We start from the raw sequence: 19,857 nt of genomic DNA, 5'->3' as shown, positions 1-19,857 counted from the left end.
GTGTTCAATTGATTCAAATACCCTTTTATTACTTGGTCAGTACGCTAGAAAAATCAAAATGAACACTTATGACACCAGCGGGAAATTTATTTTTTTATATAAAAATTAATAAAAACACATACATGCAACGTTTCTTTAAAATTGGGATATTAGTCGGTCTCTTATTTTTGTCGACTACAATTTTTAGCCAGGAATATTATTTTAAGCATTATAAAGTCGAAAACGGAATGTCTAACAATACCGTTTTGGCTTCGATTCAGGATAAAGACGGTTTTTTATGGCTGGGGACAAAAGACGGCCTGAACCGTTTTGACGGATATCATTTCAAGACATTTCGAAGTGCAAGAGATCCTAAAACATCATTAGGAAGTAACTACATTCAATCGCTGCATGAATTCAGAAATTATATTTGGGTAGGAACCGATAAAGGATTGTATTCTTACGACAAAAAATTAGAAAGGTTTGCTTTTATCAACGAAGCCATTACGAATCGTATTAATGATATCGACAATGATTTAAAAAACAATCTTTGGTTTATCTCGATCGGGACATTGATTAAATACAATGTTGATACCAAAGAAACTGTCATGTTCGATGGCAAAGATTCTTTTTATGCTACTTCAATTTCGTGTGATAAAAATGGTGTCATCTGGGTGTCTTCTTATGATGATTTATACCGCTATTCTGAAGCTACTCAGAGTTTTGAAAAAATCAGGGTGCAGCTGCCTAAATCAACTTTTTCAATATCTGTCATATATGCATTAGATGCAAATTCGGTTTTGATAGGAACTCGTGATCATGGCGTTTACAAATATGACGTTTCAAGCGGTAAAACTATTCCGTTTATTAACGATGCAGAAAAACCTGTTTTTGTACGACAATTTAAAAGAAACAAAAATGAATTATGGATTGCCAGTGAATCCGGTGCTTATATCTATAATTTAGAGCATAAAACGATTCGGAATTTACGTAAAAGTCCGAGTGATCCTTATGCGATTTCAGATAATGCCGCCTATTGTATTACTATTGATAAAGAAAATGGCGTATGGATTGGAACTTATTTTGGAGGCGTAAATTATCATCAGAAACAATACGATCAGTTTAAGAAATATTTTCCGCGAAAAAGCGAAAACGCCATTGTAGGAAGTGCTGTGCGCGAAATTCAGAAAGACGATCAGGGCAATCTCTGGATTGGTACTGAAGATGCAGGAATTAATAAGTTTAACCTCCGCACAAAGAAATTTGTTAATTACCTGCCTGACGGAACAAGATCCGGGCTTTCTTTTTACAATATACACGGTGTTTTGCCAAGAGGAAATAAAATCTGGATAGGAACTTTTGAGCACGGACTGGATGTTATGGATGCCAACTCCGGAAAAGTTATCAAACATTACGACCACACGACCAGTAATTTTAAAAGTGATTTTATTGTTACGTTTTATGAAACTCCCGAAAAGAAATTATATGTCGTAACTTCTGTGGGCATTTATTTGTATGATGATCAAAAGGATAGTTTCGAAATTTGTTCTATTTTTTCAGAAACTACCCATTATACCTGCATGTTCAAAGACAAAAAGGGAAATTTATGGGCAGGATCGTATCGTGACGGACTTTTTTATTATAACCCGAAAACCAAGGAAAAAGCTGTTTACAGACACGATTATAAAGATGATAAAAGCATTAGTAATGATTTTATCACTTCGATATTTCAGGATCAGCAAAACAATCTTTGGATTGCAACAGAAAATGGTCTGAATTTGTTTGATACCGAAAAAAAGGAATTCAAAAAATTTACCACCAAAGACGGGTTTTCGAGCAATGTAATTTATTCTATTTTGCAGGATGACCAGCAAAATCTATGTATTACAACTTCAAAAGGATTGGTGAGATTTAATTATAAAACAAAATCAGTTAAAATTTTTACCACAGCAAACGGATTACTGAGTGATCAGTTTAATTATAGTTCGGCTTTTAAAGATGCTAATGGCGATATGTATTTTGGAAACCTAAACGGGATGATTAGTTTTAATCCAAAGAATTTTAGTACCTATAAATACAATCCTCCCATTTTTATTACGGGGCTTCAAATCAACAACCAGGATGTAATTGTAAATGACGAAGATTCTCCGCTCGACGAATCGGTTTCTTATATCAGGAAAATCACTTTAAAAAATTATCAGTCTAATTTTAATATTGATTTTGCTGCTTTAAGTTATACAGCTCCTGAACTTACGCAATATTGGTACAAACTCGACGGGATTAGCGACGACTGGGTTTATCTGAATAAAAACAATAAAGTATTCTTTACAGAGCTTCCTTCAGGTAATTACAAATTCAGGGTAAAATCATTGAGCGCCAGCGGGATTTGGAGCAAAGAAGCTGTGGTAGAAATTACCATTTTACCGCCATTTTGGGCAAGCGGTTATGCTTTTTTCCTTTATTTTCTGGTAATTGCGGGATGCCTGTATTGGCTTTTACGCAGGTATCATCACATGAATATCAAGGAAAACAACCAAAAAATTGCCAATCTTAATAACGAAAAAGAGAAAGAAATATACCACGCTAAAATTGAGTTTTTCACCAATGTGGCGCATGAAATACGAACACCTTTAACGCTGATAAAAAGTCCTTTAGAAAGCTTGCTGAAAAGAACTTACGAATCTCCGGAAATCATTCCCAATTTATCCATCATGGAGAAAAACACTTCGAGATTATTGAATTTGGTTAATGAACTGCTGGATTTTAGAAAAACCGAAATGGAAGGTTTGGGACTAACATTTGTTGAAACCAATATCTCACTTTTAGTCAAGCAATTGCAATTGCAATTTACACCTCTTATTGAAGAAAGGAATATTCACTTAGCATTAGAATTGGGAGACAAGGATATTTATGCTTTTGTTGATGAAGAAGCGATTACCAAAATTCTGAGCAATTTGATTAGTAATGCCGTTAAATATGCCAAAAAGGAAGTGATTATTACTTTGTTCAGAGACGAAAATTCTCTGGAATTTATAGTGAAAAATGATGGTAATCTGATTCCGAAAGGTCTTAAAAGCAAAATTTTTGAACCTTTCTTTAGAATATTAGGATCTGAAACGCAGACCGGAACCGGAATTGGTTTGTCGCTCGCGCATTCTTTGACGGAATTGCATAACGGAACTTTAAAACTGCAATTTGTAGATGATGCTATGAATACTTTTGTATTGCGATTGCCGCTGCGCCAACAAAGTGAATTTCATCTTTATAAAGACACAGCTGAAAACACCTTAAAAGACAATAACGAAGAACTGGAAAATGAGATTATCGCAAAAAACACAAAAACGCAAATTCTTATTGTCGAGGATAATTTAGAGCTCCTTAATTTTATGAGCAAGGAACTTGGAAAAGAATATAAAATTTTCAAGGCGACTAACGGTGAAGAAGCCTTAAAAGTAATTCACAATCAAACGATACACATTGTTATCAGCGATATTACAATGCCCGTAATGGACGGAATTGAACTGTGTGATCGCATTAAATCTAATATCGAAACGAGTCATATTCCTGTCATTCTGTTGACCGCTTTAACCGCCATACAATCCAGAATTAAAGGTCTGGAATCAGGAGCTGATGCTTATATCTCTAAACCTTTTTCGATTGATTTTATATTGGCTCAAATTGATAATTTATTATCCAATAGACGTCATGTTATGGAGTTTTATGCAAGTTCTCCTTTATCCCATTTAAAAAGTATTGCCCACAATAAAATTGACGAAGATTTCATTAAAAAACTAGATGAAATTATAGACCAGAATATTGCAGATACGAACCTTAGTGTCGAATCATTGGCCGATATTCTGCACATGAGCCGTTCGACTTTGTATCGTAAAATAAAAGACATTTCTAATCTAAGTCCAAACGAGCTTATCAATAATGCCCGTTTAAAGAAAGCGGCAGAATTACTGCTTTCCGGCAAATATAAGGTCTATGAAATTTCAGAAATCGTAGGTTACAATTCGCAGTCCAGTTTTAGCAGAAACTTCCAGAAAAGCTTTTCGATGTCGCCATCAGAGTTTATTAATAATGGCAATCAGGAAATAAAATAATATGATTTTTTTAGAAATGTTTTTTTAATAAATACTTTAAATCTTGTATAAATGGGGAAATACAAATTAGTACAGTGTAAAATTTTTAATCGCTATTTTTGTCTGTAAATAAAGATATCACGATAGATTATTATTTTAAATTGAAAAATAAAAACAATACGATCAGACAATTTGAGCTTTCGCCTCTTGCAAAGGCAGGAATTATTATGGTTAATATGGAAGACCGGGATGTTGAAGAACATGATATCTCGAAGCCACATCGGGATAATCATTGCCAATTGATGTTGGCAGTAAACGGAATATTTCAATTCAATATTGATTTCAAAAACATTGAATTTACTGCGCCGGCCTTAATTTGTGTTTTTCCGGAGCAAGTACATCATATTATAGAATTAAAAAATCCAAAAGGATGGATGATTAGTTTTGATCCGTCGCTCGTCAATAAAGAAGTATTGCTCCTTTTAGAACATAAAATTGATAATCCTTTTTTACTTCAACACGAATCTCCTTTTTTTGAGCAGCTTTGTCTCATGATGGATTTAATTGAAAAAGTACAACAGCAAAATACGAATCAGTATAGTCAAAAAACTGTTCATTCCTTGCTAAATGGGCTTTTAAGTTTAATTGCGGGAGAAATAGTTTCTGATTTAGCTCTTGATAAAACAAAAGAAAACCGAAGTATTATCATTAAGGAATCGTTCATGAAACTAACAAAAGAACATTTCAAAACCTGGAAACAGCCTGCTCAATATGCGGCGGCACTTTCTATTTCGACAGCGCATTTAAATGATACTGTAAAATCATTAACAGGAAGTCCTGTGTCTGTACATATTCAGGAAGCCTCTATCATGGAAGCCAAAAGATTGCTCTACTTTACAACTAATAGCGTAAAGGAAATTGCTTACGAAGTTGGTTACGAAGAACCTGTTTATTTTGGAAAACTTTTTAAAAAAGTAACCAGCCTCACTCCTCTTGAGTTTCGGAAAAAATTCCGTGATTAGAACTATTCTTCCCATCATTCAAACTACATTAAAACCTCATGCTACAAGTAGTTTTGCATTGTAATTAATACTTTAACTGATATGCAAAACGAAATCAACATTCCCATCATACTCGACGCAATACAAAAAGTGGGCAACGTGTTTTTAAAAGATTACAAGCAAAATGCTATTCCGCAAACTATGGATGCGCTTTTGAAACAATTAGAAGACATCGACACTTTGTGCCTGACTTCTTTAAAAGAAGATTTATCTCCGGAATTTCCCAACACACCCTGGCATATTGGAGACGAATTTGATACCAATTCACAAAGAAATCCGGCCGAATACGAAGAATACTGGCTTTGCGATGCGATGGATGGAGCTATTCAATATCTTCAGCACATTGCAGGATGGACAATCAATCTGGCACTTATTCGTGATGGACAGCCTTACTTTTCTGTAATTTTTGATCCTTTGGCTAATGAAATATTTTGGGCAAAAAAAGGCGAAGGTGCCTTTATGAATGGCAAATTACTCAAAATTAGCCTTAAAACAGATCCGGCTGTGATGCTTGCTGTTTTTGAATACGGTCATCAGGATAAATCAGATAATAATTTAAATGAAAAAATTGGTGCTACAATTACAAAACTGATCCGCAATTACGGAATAGTTAGAAATTATGGGCCACACGGTCTTCAATTGGCTTATGTTGGCGCAGGAAGAATCGATTTGTTTGTTCAGGAAGATCTTGATACTTATAATTGGATTGCCGGACTGCTTATCGCTAAAGAAGCTGGTGCAGCAATCCTGACAGCAGTGGGAAAACCATGGAAATGGGGAAGCGAAAGTGTATTGGCTGCACCAAAAAATATTGCAGAGAAATATCTACAAATTAAATCTACAAATTAAAATGAACATAGCCATTATAGGAGCCGGAGCCGGAATTGGATTACAAGCCGTATCGCAGGCTCTCAAAAACGGACATAACGTAACAGCTTTGTCAACAAATACAAATCAGATCCCAAATCATCCCAATCTCATTAAAATAAATGGAAGCGCTACCTCGCCTACAGACTTAAAAAATGCCATAAAAGATGCTGATACTGTACTCATAACCGTTGGCACAAAAAATAAAAAAGCAACAACTCTTTTTTCTGATATTGCAAATAATTTGGTAAAGGTTGCTGACGATTTAAATTTCTCTTCACCAGTTTTAGTAATTACAGGTTTTGGAGCGGGAGAAAGTAAAAGGTATTTAAGCTTTTTTATGAAAACCGTGATTTCATTATTCCTGAAAGATCAATATAATAATAAAACAAAAATGGAAGAAATCATCACCAATAGTTCTTTAAAATGGGAAATTATCAGGCCGGGAATGCTTACCAATAAAGATAAAAGTTCGGCTTATAAAACCATAACGGGACTTTCTAAAGGAATGAAAGTGGGCAAAATTTCAAGAGCAGATGTTGCTGATTATTTAATTAAGGAGGCCGAAGATCCAACAAGACTTTACCTATATGTCGCGTTGACGAATTAATAAAAAAAAGTAACAGCTCAGTGCTGTTACTTTTTTATTTCCTTTATTAATAATTCAAAGGCGTTGCTAATACAATCTCCCTGTTTTCTAATAATGGCACAATCTGTCCTAAAACTACCTCCTGAAAATAAGTTGAATTTCGATGCGCTGTTACGGCATCTTCGTTACTATATCCTTCAAATAATAATATGTTATTTAAATCTGAATTATTTTGATGAATGGTGTAAAACAAATTTCCTTTTTCTTTAACGCTTTCTTCATGTACTTTTTTTAGTAAATTTAAAACGTTTTGAATCTCACCTTCTTTAACTTTCCATGTCGCAAAAACATGAACCGGATTTTGATTTTCCATTTTTTTATTTTAATATGTTTTTTATTAATTAACACACTTTTGTCATCCAAGAGGAACGAGGGATCTCCATTAGTAACTCGACAAAGACTGGCGATATTCTGGACGGAATTTCTTGTGTGATTTCTCGTTCCTCGAAATGAAAAGACTAGCTTATAATTATTTTTTAGATTCTAAAATAACAATCATCTTTTCTGCCACTCCTTTTGCAGAAGCAGGATTTTGTCCTGTAACCAAATTACCATCGGCAATACTGTGGGCAGACCAATTAGCGGCAGCGTGAAATTTTGCTCCTTGTTTGGTTAAAGCTGTTTCTAATAAAAAAGGGACATCTGCAATGGCGTAACCTCTTTCTTCTTCATCTGTAAAAGACGTGATGTTTTTACCGTTTACTAAATAAGTACCGTTGCTTAGTTTTATATTTAATAAAGAAACCGGACCGTGACACACTGCTCCTACCACTGCATGTCGTTCGTAGGTTTCTTTAATTACTTTTTTTAGCAATTCGTTTTCCGGCATATCGACCATTGGTGCTAATCCGCCTGGTACAAAAACGGCATCGTATTTAGTAACTTCTACAGTGGATAGCTTAACGGCTTTTTGCATAGTTTCCCATCCTTTTCCTGTTAGAAACGTCAGATTTTCAGGATCACTTGCTAAACTAAGAGCATCTAAATAAGGCGTATCTCCGGTTAAGCTGGCAAAATCTATTTGGTAATTTGCTTTTTCGAATGCAGCATAAGGATGCGCTACTTCTGGAAGAAATGTTCCTGTTCTTCTGTTGTTTGGTCCAATAGCATTGGCATTCGACACGATAATTAAAATTTTCTTGTTCATTTTTGTTTCGTTTTTAGAAGTTGTGGTTTGTTTTACTGCTTTGTTTTCTTTTTGATTTTGGGCATAAGAAGAAAAAAAGGCAAGTGCCGCTGTTAGAATCATCAATTTTTTCATGGCTATAAATTTTTAAGTTATTATGAATTATTTATAGGGCAAATTTATGCCGGCTCTACTCCTCAATACGAGGAGCAAAGTCACAAAAAAGTGTGACGGGAATCACACTTTGAGTTTAAACAGCTATATTATTTATTGTTCGAGTAAAGCCTGCTAAGGGTTTCGCGGCTCACTCCCAGATATTCTGCAATATATTTTTTGGGGATTTTTTGCATGAGATTGGGATACAGGTCTGCAAATTCTTTGTATCGCTGCTGCGGATTATTAGAAAGTAATGAAATAACCCTTTGCTGAAGCGCAATAAAACCTTTGGTAAGCTTTATTCTAAAAAAGTGCTCCATTTTGTGCAGCGTAACCGAGAGCTGTTCCCTGCCCTCAAGTGTCAGGCACAAAACCTCGCCGGGCTCCATACAAACCACATACATATTGGCTTGTTTTTGATTGAAGTAGGCTATGTAATCAGACATCCACCAGTTTTCTGTAGCAAATTGCACGATGTGTTCTTTGCCGTCTTCATCCAGATAAAAAACTCTGAAAATTCCGCTCATAATGATATATTCATATTTCGCATCATCGCCTTGCTGAACAAGATATTGATTTTTTAATACTCTTCTTATTGTAAAAAAGGGTTTAATAGATTCAAACTCCTCGTCAGTAACAGGTATTATTTCTTCAATATGTTTTCTCAGCTTCTCCATAGTTTGTTTTACTTTTTCAAAGATAGAAGATTAGTTTAAATTTTAGATTGCTGAGTTTAGATTTTAGATTGTTGATTTCAGATTTTAAATTGGTGGGGATAATTTACCATCTGACGATATTTTATTGGAGTAAAATAATCTCGCAATCCCGATAGCTTTCGGGAGCAAAGGCGCAAAGTTTTTTTGCTTTGTCTTTAATTATAATCTAAACAAAAAACACAAGTAAAAAGGTCTTTATTCTTTTTGCTTGTGTACTTCATAGATTGTAAAGTTACAGTTATTCAGCTAATTGACTGACCTGAATGTTTCCGATAAGTTTGACGTCTTCACCTAATCCAAGGCCTCCGGAATCTGTCATCTTGTTCCATGTCATTCCAAATTCTTTTCTATTTACTATTCCAAGAACTTCAAATCCATGCTTTATATTACCATGCCCATCGTTTTCTGATCCGCCATATTCTACTTTTAATTCAATTGGCTTTGTTACACCTTTCAATGTTAGATTTCCAGCCATTTTATAATCACTGCCTCCGGTGTTTACAAACGATGTCGACTCAAAAGTAATTTTCGGGTAAGTTTCTGCATCAAAAAAATCACCGTTCTTTAAATGCTCATCACGTTGTGGCTGATTGGTATCGATACTTTTTACATCGATGGTTATTGCTACTTTTGCATTGCTAAAATCGGTACCATCGGTAATTATATTTCCTTCAAATTTTCTGAAAGAACCTGTTACAGTAGAAATAACTAAATGTTTAATTTTAAAGAAAACTTCGGAGTGCAATGGGTCTATTACCCAGGTGGTTTTGTTTGTCATAATTCTTTTTTTAATGTTTATTATCAGGACAAAATTATGTAGATTTGCTATACAAAATATAGTAGTTACCTTTGAGTAAGTAGTTACCTTCACGTAAGTGGATGTTTTTAAAATCAAATAATTATGAGTCAAAAAGAGGATGTTTGCCAATATAGATTGCTGGTTGCAAGAGATACCTTAGAAGTAATTCAGGGAAAATGGCGTTTGCCAATTATTATTTCATTAACTCATGGCAACAAACGCTTTGGAGAAATACAACGGGATATCGCAGATATTTCGCCCAAAATGCTATCTCAGGAATTAAAAGCTTTAGAAACAAATAAAATTATTACGCGCACGCTTTATGACAGCATGCCGGTAACGGTAGAATATTCTCTTACACCTTTGGGTTTGACGATGCGAAAACTATTAGATGAGATTATGAATTGGGGTGTTATTTTTAGAAAAGAAATTTTAGAAAAATAGATGGAGTAACTTTAGATTGAACGCGAAAACACAACTATTATGGAATAATTTTCAAATCGACTCTTTTTGCTTTTTAAGTTTAATATCTATAAAATCGATCCATTTATCGCTTTCCTTTACAAACCATTTACCTATTAGTTCTGTATTTTCATCATTAAATTTACCTTCAAATTTCATGGTGCTGCTTTTAATTTTAAAGACATTTTTGACCAGATAACTGGTCATAGACCCGCTTTCGCCTTTCGAATTATAATATTGCATTTTTGCCCTTTCTTTAGAATTGTTCAAAGAAATAATTTCAAAAGTCTGAGTTCTTTCATCACCCATCATTACATCAGCTTTGTGCAGGATATAATTTTCGTTTAAAATATATTCGTAGGTATCAATACCTAGTAATTCCAGATCATTAGTATGGGTTACTATTGTCCCTTTGGTCACCCAAATTCCGATAAACCTGCTAAAATTACTTGTCTCTATTGTAGTCATAGCGTTTGGTTTAATTAGGTAAAGTAACTGATATGAAAACAGTTGTTTTTTGATTTAACATGAATTCATTTTTCAGGATTACTATTTAGCTTATAAATATAACAGAATGCTCAAAAAAATATTTTACATTTAAATAAACTTGTAATTACATAATTTACAGATAATTACAAAAAATATAGTTAAATTTGAAAGACAAGAAAACAATCACTTTTTACGTCATTAGTTGTAATTTAATTTTGAGAATGTCATTACTTAATCTAGATTAACGGATAGGTCTTCTCATCCTATATAAATTTGTACAAGAAATCTAAGTCAAATAAAAAGATCAAAAACTTAGATTGAATTAAAATATATTAATCTAAAACCAAAATAAGATGAGTACAATTACAGTTAAAGACGGAACAGAAATTTATTACAAAGATTGGGGAACAGGACAACCTATTGTTTTTCATCACGGATGGCCATTATCTGCTGATGATTGGGATGCACAAATGATGTTTTTCCTTCAACAGGGATATCGTGTTATTGCACATGACAGACGCGGACATGGACGTTCCGGTCAGAGTTCAGAAGGTAACAATATGGAAACCTATGCTGCAGATGTAGCTGAATTGACTGCAGCTCTGGATTTAAAAGATGCGATTCATATTGGACACTCTACAGGTGGCGGAGAAGTAATACGCTACGCAGCAAAATACGGAAAAGCACGTGTTGCTAAAGCGATCATCATTAGTGCGGTAACACCAATAATGATAAAAAATGAAGCAAATCCTGATGGTGTTCCATTGTCTGTTTTTGATGAAATAAGAAAAGGTACGGGATTTAGCAGAGCTCAATATTTTTATGATTTTCCAATCGCCTTTTACGGATGGAATCGCGAAGGAAAAACTGTTCAGGAAGGAATTAAATACAACTGGTGGCGTCAGGGAATGATGGGTTCTGTACTGGCTCATTATGAAGGAATAAAAGCGTTCTCCGAATCGGATTTTACAGAAGATTTGAAGAGTTTGGATATTCCGGTTCTTGTTTTGCACGGAGAAGATGACCAAATTGTACCTTATAATCAGGCACCTAAAGCTGCAAAATTATTAAAAAACGGAAAACTAATATCATATCCGGGATTCCCTCATGGTATGCCAACAACAGAAGCAGATACTATTAATAAAGACATTTTAGAATTTTTAAAATCGTAAGGAAATAGAAAATACTTTTTTACAAAAAAACCTCCAAAATTTTTGGAGGTTTTTGTTTTATAAGACTGCTTCATTAATTATAAAAATCATTTTTGATTTGTATTTTTTAAGCATCAACTTTATATTCTTTCAGTACTTGGCTTATTTCACATCAAACCATAGTTTCGTCGTCAGTAAATCTTTTCCCTGCGCGTCTACTGCGGCTTTATAACTAGTTCCATTCAGTGATTGCTCTGTACCTGGATAAAAGAAACGTGAAGGAATTTTTCCTTCCAAAAGCGAATTTGGACCAGCAACCAAAACGGGATAGTCAAGTCTTCTCCACTCTGCAAAAGCATCAAGACCTTGCCCGTAAAACGCAATCCATTTTTGAGTACCTATCGATTTGGCGTAGTTAGTCGCATCATATTTAACAGTTGCCTGATTAAGATAATTAGCAATAACGGTCGCATCTGTAATACCAAATTGGTTGAATGATGCTGTAATGGCGCTCTTATAAAGTGCTTCTGCATCTCCGGCAATGTAACCACGCGCAACTGCTTCTGCAACATTAAACAATGTTTCTGAATAAGAAGCAAATACAGCAGGCGATTGAGAAGTCAGGAAGTAAGTACCTGGCCTTGATGTTTTAGCAAGCCCCTGCGCATTGGCTGCAGTAGTTGATAACCCGTTTCCACCTCCAACATATTTACCCACGCTTGGATCTGTTGGTAATTGAGCGTAAACAGGCAAACGCGGATCTGATAACTCATATAACTTATCGACCATTGTTTTCGAAATACGGTAATCATCACGTGTTTCGAACCAGGCCGAAGCCGGATTTTGCTGTGGTGAACTGATGTAAGTAAACTTAAAAATATCATTGGTACTGCTTATTAACCCTCCGGCATCTGTTGTTGCCTCAATAGCAGTTTGTTTAGCCAATGCAGGCTCTCTGTCTGAAATTCTCAACGCTATACGCAAACGAAGCGAATTTACCAGTTTTTTCCATTTTGTAATATCTCCTTTATAAGACAAATCACCAGTTACAGCTCCGTTTGCTGTACCTAACAAAGACTGAGCTTGTTTCAAATCTTCCAATAATCCTGTATATATTTCTTTTTGAGTATTATACGCCGGATTTACTTTTAGGCCTGCTTCTTTATAAGGAACACTTCCGTAAGCATCTGTCAACAATAAAAAAGTCCATGAACGCAAAGCAAGTGCAATTCCTTTATAATTAGAATTTGCCTGAGCCTCCGGGAAATTAATAATAGTATTTAAATCCGTAATCAAAGTCGAGTATCCTGTATTCCATAAAGTTACAAAAGAACTGTTTGATAAATTAAACGTGTCCGGTTCTGTATATTGGATTTTTGCCCAATGCTGAACAAATAATAATGAGGAGTCAAAGTTATTTGTTGAACCCCAATATAAATCCGCACCCTGCTTTAGTGATCCTGTCAACAGGTAAGGCGCCAATGGAGTTTCAGTGGCATTTGGATTTTTATTTATATCATCCAATGTATCGCTGCAAGAACTAAATGTCAATGCAAAAAGCGTTATATAGGCTATTTTTTTTAGCATGAGTGTGTGTTTTAAAATTTAAGATTAACATTAAGGCTGAAATTTCTCGTAGATGGCAGGGAATACTGTTCTAATCCTTGTGCATTTCCGGTATTGTAAGCCGTTTCAGGATCAATATTGGGTACCTCTTTGTAGATAAAAAACAAGTTACGACCTGCTGCAGTAATACTTGCTGACTGCAATCCCAGTTTTCTTACTAAGCTTTTGTTTACATTATAAGTCAACTTAATTTCTCTCATTTTTACAAAAGTAGAACTGTAGATATACGCTTCACTAATATTGTATGACGCTTTGTAATATTCCTGCGCACTAAGCACCGTAGTATTTGGAGTTCCGTTTGCATATACTCCTTTAAAGATCATTCCATCATCATATACTGGTAATCCAGCCGGGGCATTTCCTCCTGATACCAAATTTTTCACATCTTTTCCGTCACTGCCAGTCGTTACGTAATAATTTAATCCGCCGTTTGCTGCATCACGACCCGGAAGAGTCTGAGCCAGTACACCTGTATAATTACCTACTCTGTTCGTTCCTGAAAAAAGCTCTCCACCTACACTGGCATCAACAAGAAACGAAAGCTCAAGATTTTTATAGGTTAATGTATTTGTAATACCTGCTATATAATCCGGAGTGTAATGTCCTAATACTTTTTTATCCGTTGCAGCTTGTGGCAATCCATTAGAACCTACAACGATATTCCCATTGGCATCACGCTCATAAGCTATTCCGTAAAGAGCTCCATAAGCTTGTCCTACAGATGCCAAAACATCAACACCACCTGAAGAACCAATTGTATAATTTTGGATCTGTTTATCATAATCAAGAATATCTACTTTACTTGTATTCTTTGAATAATTTCCGGCAATATTCCACTTGAAATTTTCAGTTTGAACAGGAGTTCCATCCAATTGAATTTCGATACCTCTATTGTTTACTTTACCTGCGTTGATCAATTGCGATGTATAACCACTTCCTGCAGTTGTTTTGATTTCCAGAATCTGGTCGAAACTGTTCGTATTATAATAAGCAACATCAAAATGAAGTCTGTTTTTAAAGAAAGTAGCTTCTAAACCAACTTCGGTAGAACGGGTTGTTTCCGGTTTCAAATTCTCATTAAGTTTTCTCTTAGACGAAGTCTGAATTGGATTTCCGTCGAATGCAGTTTGAAAATCGTAAACCGTATTCAATTGATACGGATCTGCATCATTACCCACTTCAGACCATCCACCACGAAGCTTTAAAAAATCAAGCGTACTACCTTTTAGATTAAAGACTTCGGATAAAATCAAACTACCATTAAAAGAAGGATAAAAATAAGAGCGGTTACTGCTTGGTAATGTCGATGACCAGTCATTACGGGCCGTTACGTTTAAATAAGCATAATTTTTATAGCCAAATTGCGCTGACGCATAAGCACTATATACTCTTAATCTTGATAATGTATTTGATGAAGTTAAGGGATCTCTTGAATTCGTCAATGTATATAAATCCGGCACAGCCAAACGCGGTGCTTTTTGATAATTGTTTGCGTCGCTATGGTTGCGAATATTGAATCCGGCAAGAGCATCTACAGTAAAATCATCGTTTATTTTTTTAGTATACGTAAAAATTCCCTCTGTATTTTGTTCGTTTACCGTATAAGCATCTTCAGCATACGATCCAAAAGGAGTTCCGTTTGTACCATATTTTATCGTGTATTTTCTGCGGTCGTTATAATTGTCAACAGAAGTACGGAATCTAAAATTAAGGTCGTCTGTAAGTTTTACATCCAAATGGATATCTCCTATTAAGCGGTTACGCTGCTGACTTGTGGTATTGTAATAAGCGGTCCAATACGGATTGCTGTAATAACTGTTGTTCCAGTTGGTATCTCTGTTATTTCTAAGTGCATTCATATCAACCTGGCGTCCAAACCATGTAAATTGAAGCATCACACCCGCAGCACGATTACCTGATGGCCCACCAGGTAATGTTGGAGCATCTGTAACAATATAATTTCCGGTTACACCTACCTTAACCCTGTCTGACAATTTGTAATTGGCATTTACACTAAAGTTTGTTTTGGTCACTTCACTATTAGGAACTGTCCCTATTTGTTTTTGATTGTTTACTCCCAAACGGAAATCTGATTTTTCATCTGATTTTGCTACAGAAATACTATTATCATAAGTAAGACCAGTATTAAAGTAGTCTTTTACATTATTTGGATGAGCCACAAAAGGTACTGCTACACCATTTGAATTAAATTGAGGAATAAGACGTCCGTCCATTTTAGGCCCCCAGCTTTCATCCGTTTGATCATTAATACCGCCACCTTTACCATCAACATAACTGAATTTTCCGTTTGAACCTTGCCCAAATGTATTTTGATAAGTAGGTAACAGCGAAACTTCAGTAATCGTTATACCAGTATTAACGGTTACACCTAATCCTTGCTGACCTTTTCCTGATTTTGTAGTAATAAGAACAACTCCATGTGCAGCACGCGATCCGTAAAGCGCGGCAGCATTAGGCCCCTTAAGTACATTTATTGATTCAATATCCTGTGGATTCAAATCGGCAATTGCATTTTTGAAATCACGTGTAGCCCCGCCTACGCTTCCTAACTGCGAGTTGTCTACCGGAATTCCGTCTACCACAAATAGCGGCTGGTTGTTTCCGGCGATAGAGGTTTCACCACGAATAACGATACGTGAAGATCCCATATCTCCTTGTGAATTAGTGATACGAACTCCTGCTAATTTTCCGCTAAGACCGTTTAGAAAATTGGTTTCCTTTGTAGTTTCCAAATCCTTACCTTTTACAGACTGGGTAGTATATCCTAAAGATTTTTTTTCCTTAGTAATACCAAGCGCTGTCACGACTACTTCTGACAATGCATTCTGTTCCTGAGTAATACTAACCGTAACAGGATTTGAAGTAATTACTACTTCTGTTCTTTTATACCCCATATAACTTACTACAAGTGTATAAGGAAATTTTTGACCTGTCTGGAAATAAAATTTCCCATCAAAATCTGTTACAGCACCGTGTGTAGTACCTTTTATGTTGATAGAAGCACCAATTACCGGTTCTTTTGTAACAGCATCCACTACTATTCCTTCAAGCTTAGATTGAATTAATGGCTTGGTTTCTTGAGCTTTAATCCCTATGGAAATCAACAAAATGCATACAAATGCATATCTATTTAATTTTTTTTTCATTACTTTGTTTTAGTTTAATAAATAAGGCGAGCGCTGGAAGATTTACTTCACTCCTACTTCCTTATAGAGATGTACAATTTCTTTAAGCTTCACCATTTCTGCTGCAACAGAAATGGTCTTTTTTTTTCAGCTATGCATTCGTCTTTTCATTTTTATTTTTTTTGATTACTATTATTTGTGCTAGACTTATAAGATTTTAATGCAAAAAATTAAGCTCTGATATTTCTAAAAATAATTACGCAAATTACTGTTAAAGCCTTATTTTATTATAAGTTCTACTAAATTGATAGAACAAAGGTAAATTAAAATTATTAGTTCCAAAATTTTAACCGAATTTTTTGAAAAAAAAATGTTAATTAAATCAAGTCGAAATTTTAAAACACTAAAAACAAAACAGTTAAACGGTTTTACTCTTTTTTATAGCGTGTAGGAATTTTTCTAAAATAGATAAAATGAAAATAGAAATTTTACGTGTTTTTAAAATGTATTATTAATGCGAGAAAAAGCATTACGACAAAATTAATGACGATAATTGGCTTGTTTTAGCAATTTATTTCTAGCGGTTAATAATCCAAAGAATCTATTAGAAAAGTGTATTAAGTGAAGAAGAAAATGATCTTATATTAAAAACGAGAAAGTGCCAGCATTAAAAAGGTTATACATAAATGTGGCAAATGAAGAAACTCACTTTAAGGCAAAAAAAAAGTCTATACTTTTCAGTATAGACTTTTTTTGCTTTAAAATTGTCTTGTCCTGAAATAGCGATACACAAAAAGTATCATTATGGAAAAAGATCAAGAATTGCGCTATGTTAAGCGTACACAGAAAGATTACAGTATGTCTTTAAAACTTCAAATTGTTCAAGAAATAGAACAGGGAAAAACCTCAATTTCTCAAGTTAAGAAAGATTATGCTATTCAATCACGTTCAACAATTGTTCAATGGCTTCGAAAATTCGGTAACTTTGATTGGGACAATCAAACACCTTCTCTTATGCAAAAATCTCCTGAACAGAAAATAATGGAACTTGAAGCCAAAGTGAAGTTATTGGAAAAACAAAGAGCATTTTTAGAACAGCAGGCTTTCGTTGCTGATAAAAAAGCTATTATTTTCGATATGATGATTGATATAGCAGAAAAAGAATATCAAATTGACATTCGAAAAAACTCACCACCCGAACAATCGACCATTTTAAAAAAGAACAACAACAAACAATAATGTTTGCCTGTACTTTGTTCGGGATTGACAGACAGGTTTACTATCGTCGAGTAAAAAAAAGTTGCGATAAGAAGCTTTTGGCTTCAAAAGTTGTTAATATGGTTTTGGAAATTAGAAATACAATGCCTCGAATTGGAGCAAGAAAATTGTATTATCTTTTAAAAAGCGAGTTGAATCAACTTAAAATAGGCCGAGATAAATTTATAGATATACTTAGAGCAAATCATTTATTGATAATATCAAAACGTTCTTACCATATAACAACAAACTCTCATCATAGATTTAGAAAACATCAAAATCAAATATTAGAGTTAGAGATTTGTAGACCAGAGCAAGTCTGGGTATCAGATATAACCTATATTGGAAAAAGAAAGAATCCATGTTATTTAAGTCTAATAACTGACGCTTACTCTAAAAGAATAATGGGTTTTAATGTGGCAGATAATATGAATGCTCATAGTAGTTTAACAGCTTTAAAAAATGCAATAAAAAAACGCAGAGATAAAGGCAAAACATTAATACATCATTCAGATAGAGGAATACAATATTGTTCTGATGAATATCAAAAACTATTACATAAAAACAATATAAAATGTAGTATGACCCAAAACTCTGATCCCTATGAGAATGCAGTAGCTGAGAGAATAAATGGAATTTTAAAACAAGAATTTAATATTGATAAGTTTAATCTAAAACTTGCTGTAATGAAGGTTTTAGTGAAAAATGCAATTGATATTTATAATAACAAAAGACCACATTACTCTAATTATATGCTCACTCCAAGTCAAATGCATCAACAAAGTGTAGTAAAGATGAGAACTTATAAAAGAAAAACACCTGCAATAAAAAATATTACAGGTGTCTAATTAAATATATTTGTCTAATAATCTGTATCGATTATTTAGGACTAGTCAAATTATAAATTACATTTCGTTCAATTCATTGAACTCGTGTAAAGATTTTAATGTGTTTTCGTAAAATAAGATTGCCGCAACAAGATTTCCTTTGTCTGAGTATGGCATCATTTTTCTTTGAAACTCTACTGTAGTATCTAAGAAAGTTGTAGTACCAAGTGCCTGGTTCTCTAATATTTTCTTGTGAACTCCATCATCCGGAATTCCTAAGTCGGCCATAGTAACACCTGGTTTAGTAACCAAAGCGATGTAAGGCAGAGTTTTTACTAAAACTTTAATACGTTCGATGTATAGTTCCAGAAGTTCTCCTTTTTGCATACCGCTTAGTTCTTTCTGATCATGGTATTTACGGATTAAGGCTGTTGTGCTAATAATACTTCTTGGGGCGTTTTTTGCCTGTGCAGAAATTGCACCGGTTGTCAAGAAGAAAAGTACGCATAATAATAAAGTAATTTTTCTCTTCATTGTATAAATGTAATTGGTTGTTGATAAAAACAAAAATATATAAATTAACTTAAAATACAACTTTATTAATTCCTTTTTTTATTTAATGGTCGTAATTTCTTACTATATCGATCTCTATTCTAACTATTTAATTATTTTTTGTGAGATGCTAAAATTTTACCGCTATTACTGTTAATTTTTACGTCTTTATTATTCTAAAACGTCCCGGATATTTAATCCAGATACTTTTTTTGTTACCATAATAGTCCATAAATTCCTCGCAAACAAAAACTGCATGCGCCTTTGACCACGCTACTACACCGCAAAATTCACTACCTGATTGTCGCTTTAATTTTTGTATTTGTTTTCCTAGTTTAAATCCTAAGTATTTATAGATTGTTGGCGTGTATACTGCCCCATCTTCTAAATCTTCCAATGCTTTGTCAAATGTAGCTTCCTTGTCAATAATCTGCTTGTATTTTGCCATTACGGCATAAGTTAATACGGCATAGTCTGTTATTTTTTCGCTCTCGCAATTGTCTTTGATGTATATAAAACCTGCAGATATTTTAGCTTTATTGATTTCCTGATTATTCAGCTCAAATGATGCATCATTTTTTAGCGTTATCTTTTGTAAATTATCGTTTAATTTTTCAGTTACAAAAAGATTGTCTAATCCATAAACATTCAGCGAAGCCTTAATAAAAGCAATTGATGAACAGTTGGTGCGTTCTCCTTGTTTAAAGCTTTCAAATATTTGATCTGAGCTCAATTGCCCATACGAAGTAGAACAAATAAATATGAAAAATAAAAATGTTGAAGTAACTAATTTCATTGTCTTTAGATTTTATAATTGTTTCCCCAATGATTTTTTGGCGAATATATAGATTTTACAAATCTATAAAAATCACCTCATAGTTGTTTTTTGATTCTTCACTTTTATCAAAA

General features: G+C 34.1%; 17 protein-coding genes. 8 read left to right on the top strand and 9 right to left on the bottom strand.

The features are described 5' to 3' along the window. Positions 1-122: 122 nt before the first annotated feature. From B0M43_RS16115 to B0M43_RS16100, 4 genes are all read left to right on the top strand, one after another. The gene (locus B0M43_RS16115; RefSeq protein ID WP_078007594.1) at positions 123-4,085 is read left to right on the top strand and encodes a hybrid sensor histidine kinase/response regulator transcription factor; all 3,963 of its coding nucleotides are present in this window, start codon (positions 123-125) and stop codon (positions 4,083-4,085) included. Between the two features lie 98 nt (positions 4,086-4,183). After that, positions 4,184-5,086 carry an AraC family transcriptional regulator gene (locus B0M43_RS16110; protein ID WP_078007328.1) on the top strand — a complete coding sequence of 301 codons (903 nt, stop codon included), beginning with the start codon at positions 4,184-4,186 and terminating at the stop codon, positions 5,084-5,086. A gap of 81 nt (positions 5,087-5,167) precedes the next feature. Next, entirely contained in the window at positions 5,168-5,974 is an 807-nt protein-coding gene (locus tag B0M43_RS16105; RefSeq protein ID WP_078007329.1) for an inositol monophosphatase family protein, read from the top strand. Position 5,975: 1 nt separating this feature from the next. Then, a complete protein-coding gene (locus B0M43_RS16100; protein WP_078007330.1) occupies positions 5,976-6,602 on the top strand; it encodes an NAD(P)-dependent oxidoreductase in 627 nt (208 codons plus the stop codon). 46 nt (positions 6,603-6,648) lie between these two features. Here B0M43_RS16100 and B0M43_RS16095 read toward each other — a convergent pair whose 3' ends face one another. From B0M43_RS16095 to B0M43_RS16080, 4 genes are all read right to left on the bottom strand, one after another. Then, a complete protein-coding gene (locus tag B0M43_RS16095) occupies positions 6,649-6,954 on the bottom strand; it encodes a putative quinol monooxygenase (RefSeq protein ID WP_078007331.1) in 306 nt (101 codons plus the stop codon). 156 nt (positions 6,955-7,110) lie between these two features. Further along, entirely contained in the window at positions 7,111-7,902 is a 792-nt protein-coding gene (locus B0M43_RS16090) for a type 1 glutamine amidotransferase domain-containing protein (protein ID WP_210418030.1), read from the bottom strand. A gap of 128 nt (positions 7,903-8,030) precedes the next feature. Next, positions 8,031-8,600: a Crp/Fnr family transcriptional regulator gene (locus B0M43_RS16085; RefSeq protein ID WP_065449864.1), complete on the bottom strand. Its 570-nt coding sequence runs from the start codon at positions 8,598-8,600 to the stop codon at positions 8,031-8,033. A 277-nt stretch (positions 8,601-8,877) separates the two neighbouring features. Beyond that, positions 8,878-9,417: a YceI family protein gene (locus B0M43_RS16080; RefSeq protein ID WP_078007332.1), complete on the bottom strand. Its 540-nt coding sequence runs from the start codon at positions 9,415-9,417 to the stop codon at positions 8,878-8,880. 123 nt (positions 9,418-9,540) lie between these two features. On the opposite strand from B0M43_RS16080, the gene B0M43_RS16075 reads away from it, so the two are divergent. Then, positions 9,541-9,882, top strand: a complete 342-nt coding sequence (locus B0M43_RS16075; protein ID WP_078007333.1) for a helix-turn-helix domain-containing protein — start codon at positions 9,541-9,543, stop codon at positions 9,880-9,882. A 51-nt stretch (positions 9,883-9,933) separates the two neighbouring features. Here the strand turns inward: B0M43_RS16075 and B0M43_RS16070 are convergent, their stop codons facing one another. Continuing rightward, positions 9,934-10,368 carry a hypothetical protein gene (locus B0M43_RS16070; RefSeq protein WP_078007334.1) on the bottom strand — a complete coding sequence of 145 codons (435 nt, stop codon included), beginning with the start codon at positions 10,366-10,368 and terminating at the stop codon, positions 9,934-9,936. Between the two features lie 374 nt (positions 10,369-10,742). On the opposite strand from B0M43_RS16070, the gene B0M43_RS16065 reads away from it, so the two are divergent. Next, positions 10,743-11,561, top strand: coding sequence for an alpha/beta fold hydrolase (locus tag B0M43_RS16065; protein ID WP_078007335.1), 819 nt, complete (start codon positions 10,743-10,745; stop codon positions 11,559-11,561). 141 nt (positions 11,562-11,702) lie between these two features. Here the strand turns inward: B0M43_RS16065 and B0M43_RS16060 are convergent, their stop codons facing one another. Together B0M43_RS16060 and B0M43_RS16055 are read right to left on the bottom strand one after the other, a co-directional pair. Continuing rightward, on the bottom strand, positions 11,703-13,127 hold the full coding sequence (locus B0M43_RS16060) for a SusD/RagB family nutrient-binding outer membrane lipoprotein (RefSeq protein ID WP_078007336.1): 1,425 nt from the start codon (positions 13,125-13,127) through the stop codon (positions 11,703-11,705). Positions 13,128-13,138: 11 nt separating this feature from the next. Then, positions 13,139-16,333 (bottom strand): SusC/RagA family TonB-linked outer membrane protein, encoded by a 3,195-nt coding sequence (locus B0M43_RS16055; protein ID WP_078007337.1) that lies wholly within the window; start codon positions 16,331-16,333, stop codon positions 13,139-13,141. A 783-nt stretch (positions 16,334-17,116) separates the two neighbouring features. Between B0M43_RS16055 and B0M43_RS24655 the strand changes: the two genes are divergently transcribed. Further along, complete coding sequence (locus B0M43_RS24655) at positions 17,117-17,551, top strand: transposase (RefSeq protein WP_210418026.1); 435 nt, start codon at positions 17,117-17,119, stop codon at positions 17,549-17,551. Next, a complete protein-coding gene (locus tag B0M43_RS16050) occupies positions 17,551-18,417 on the top strand; it encodes an IS3 family transposase (protein ID WP_210418029.1) in 867 nt (288 codons plus the stop codon). The genes B0M43_RS24655 and B0M43_RS16050 overlap by 1 nt, the downstream gene beginning before the upstream one ends. 57 nt (positions 18,418-18,474) lie before the next feature. Here B0M43_RS16050 and B0M43_RS16045 read toward each other — a convergent pair whose 3' ends face one another. Together B0M43_RS16045 and B0M43_RS16040 are read right to left on the bottom strand one after the other, a co-directional pair. After that, positions 18,475-18,930, bottom strand: coding sequence for a hypothetical protein (locus B0M43_RS16045; protein ID WP_065449857.1), 456 nt, complete (start codon positions 18,928-18,930; stop codon positions 18,475-18,477). Positions 18,931-19,108: 178 nt separating this feature from the next. Beyond that, positions 19,109-19,744, bottom strand: a complete 636-nt coding sequence (locus tag B0M43_RS16040; protein WP_065449856.1) for a hypothetical protein — start codon at positions 19,742-19,744, stop codon at positions 19,109-19,111. Between the last annotated feature and the right edge of the window lie 113 nt (positions 19,745-19,857).

The sequence above is a fragment of the Flavobacterium sp. KBS0721 genome (assembly GCF_002007065.3).
Lineage (GTDB): Bacteria > Bacteroidota > Bacteroidia > Flavobacteriales > Flavobacteriaceae > Flavobacterium > Flavobacterium piscis.
This window is presented reverse-complemented; position numbering and strand designations above follow the sequence as displayed.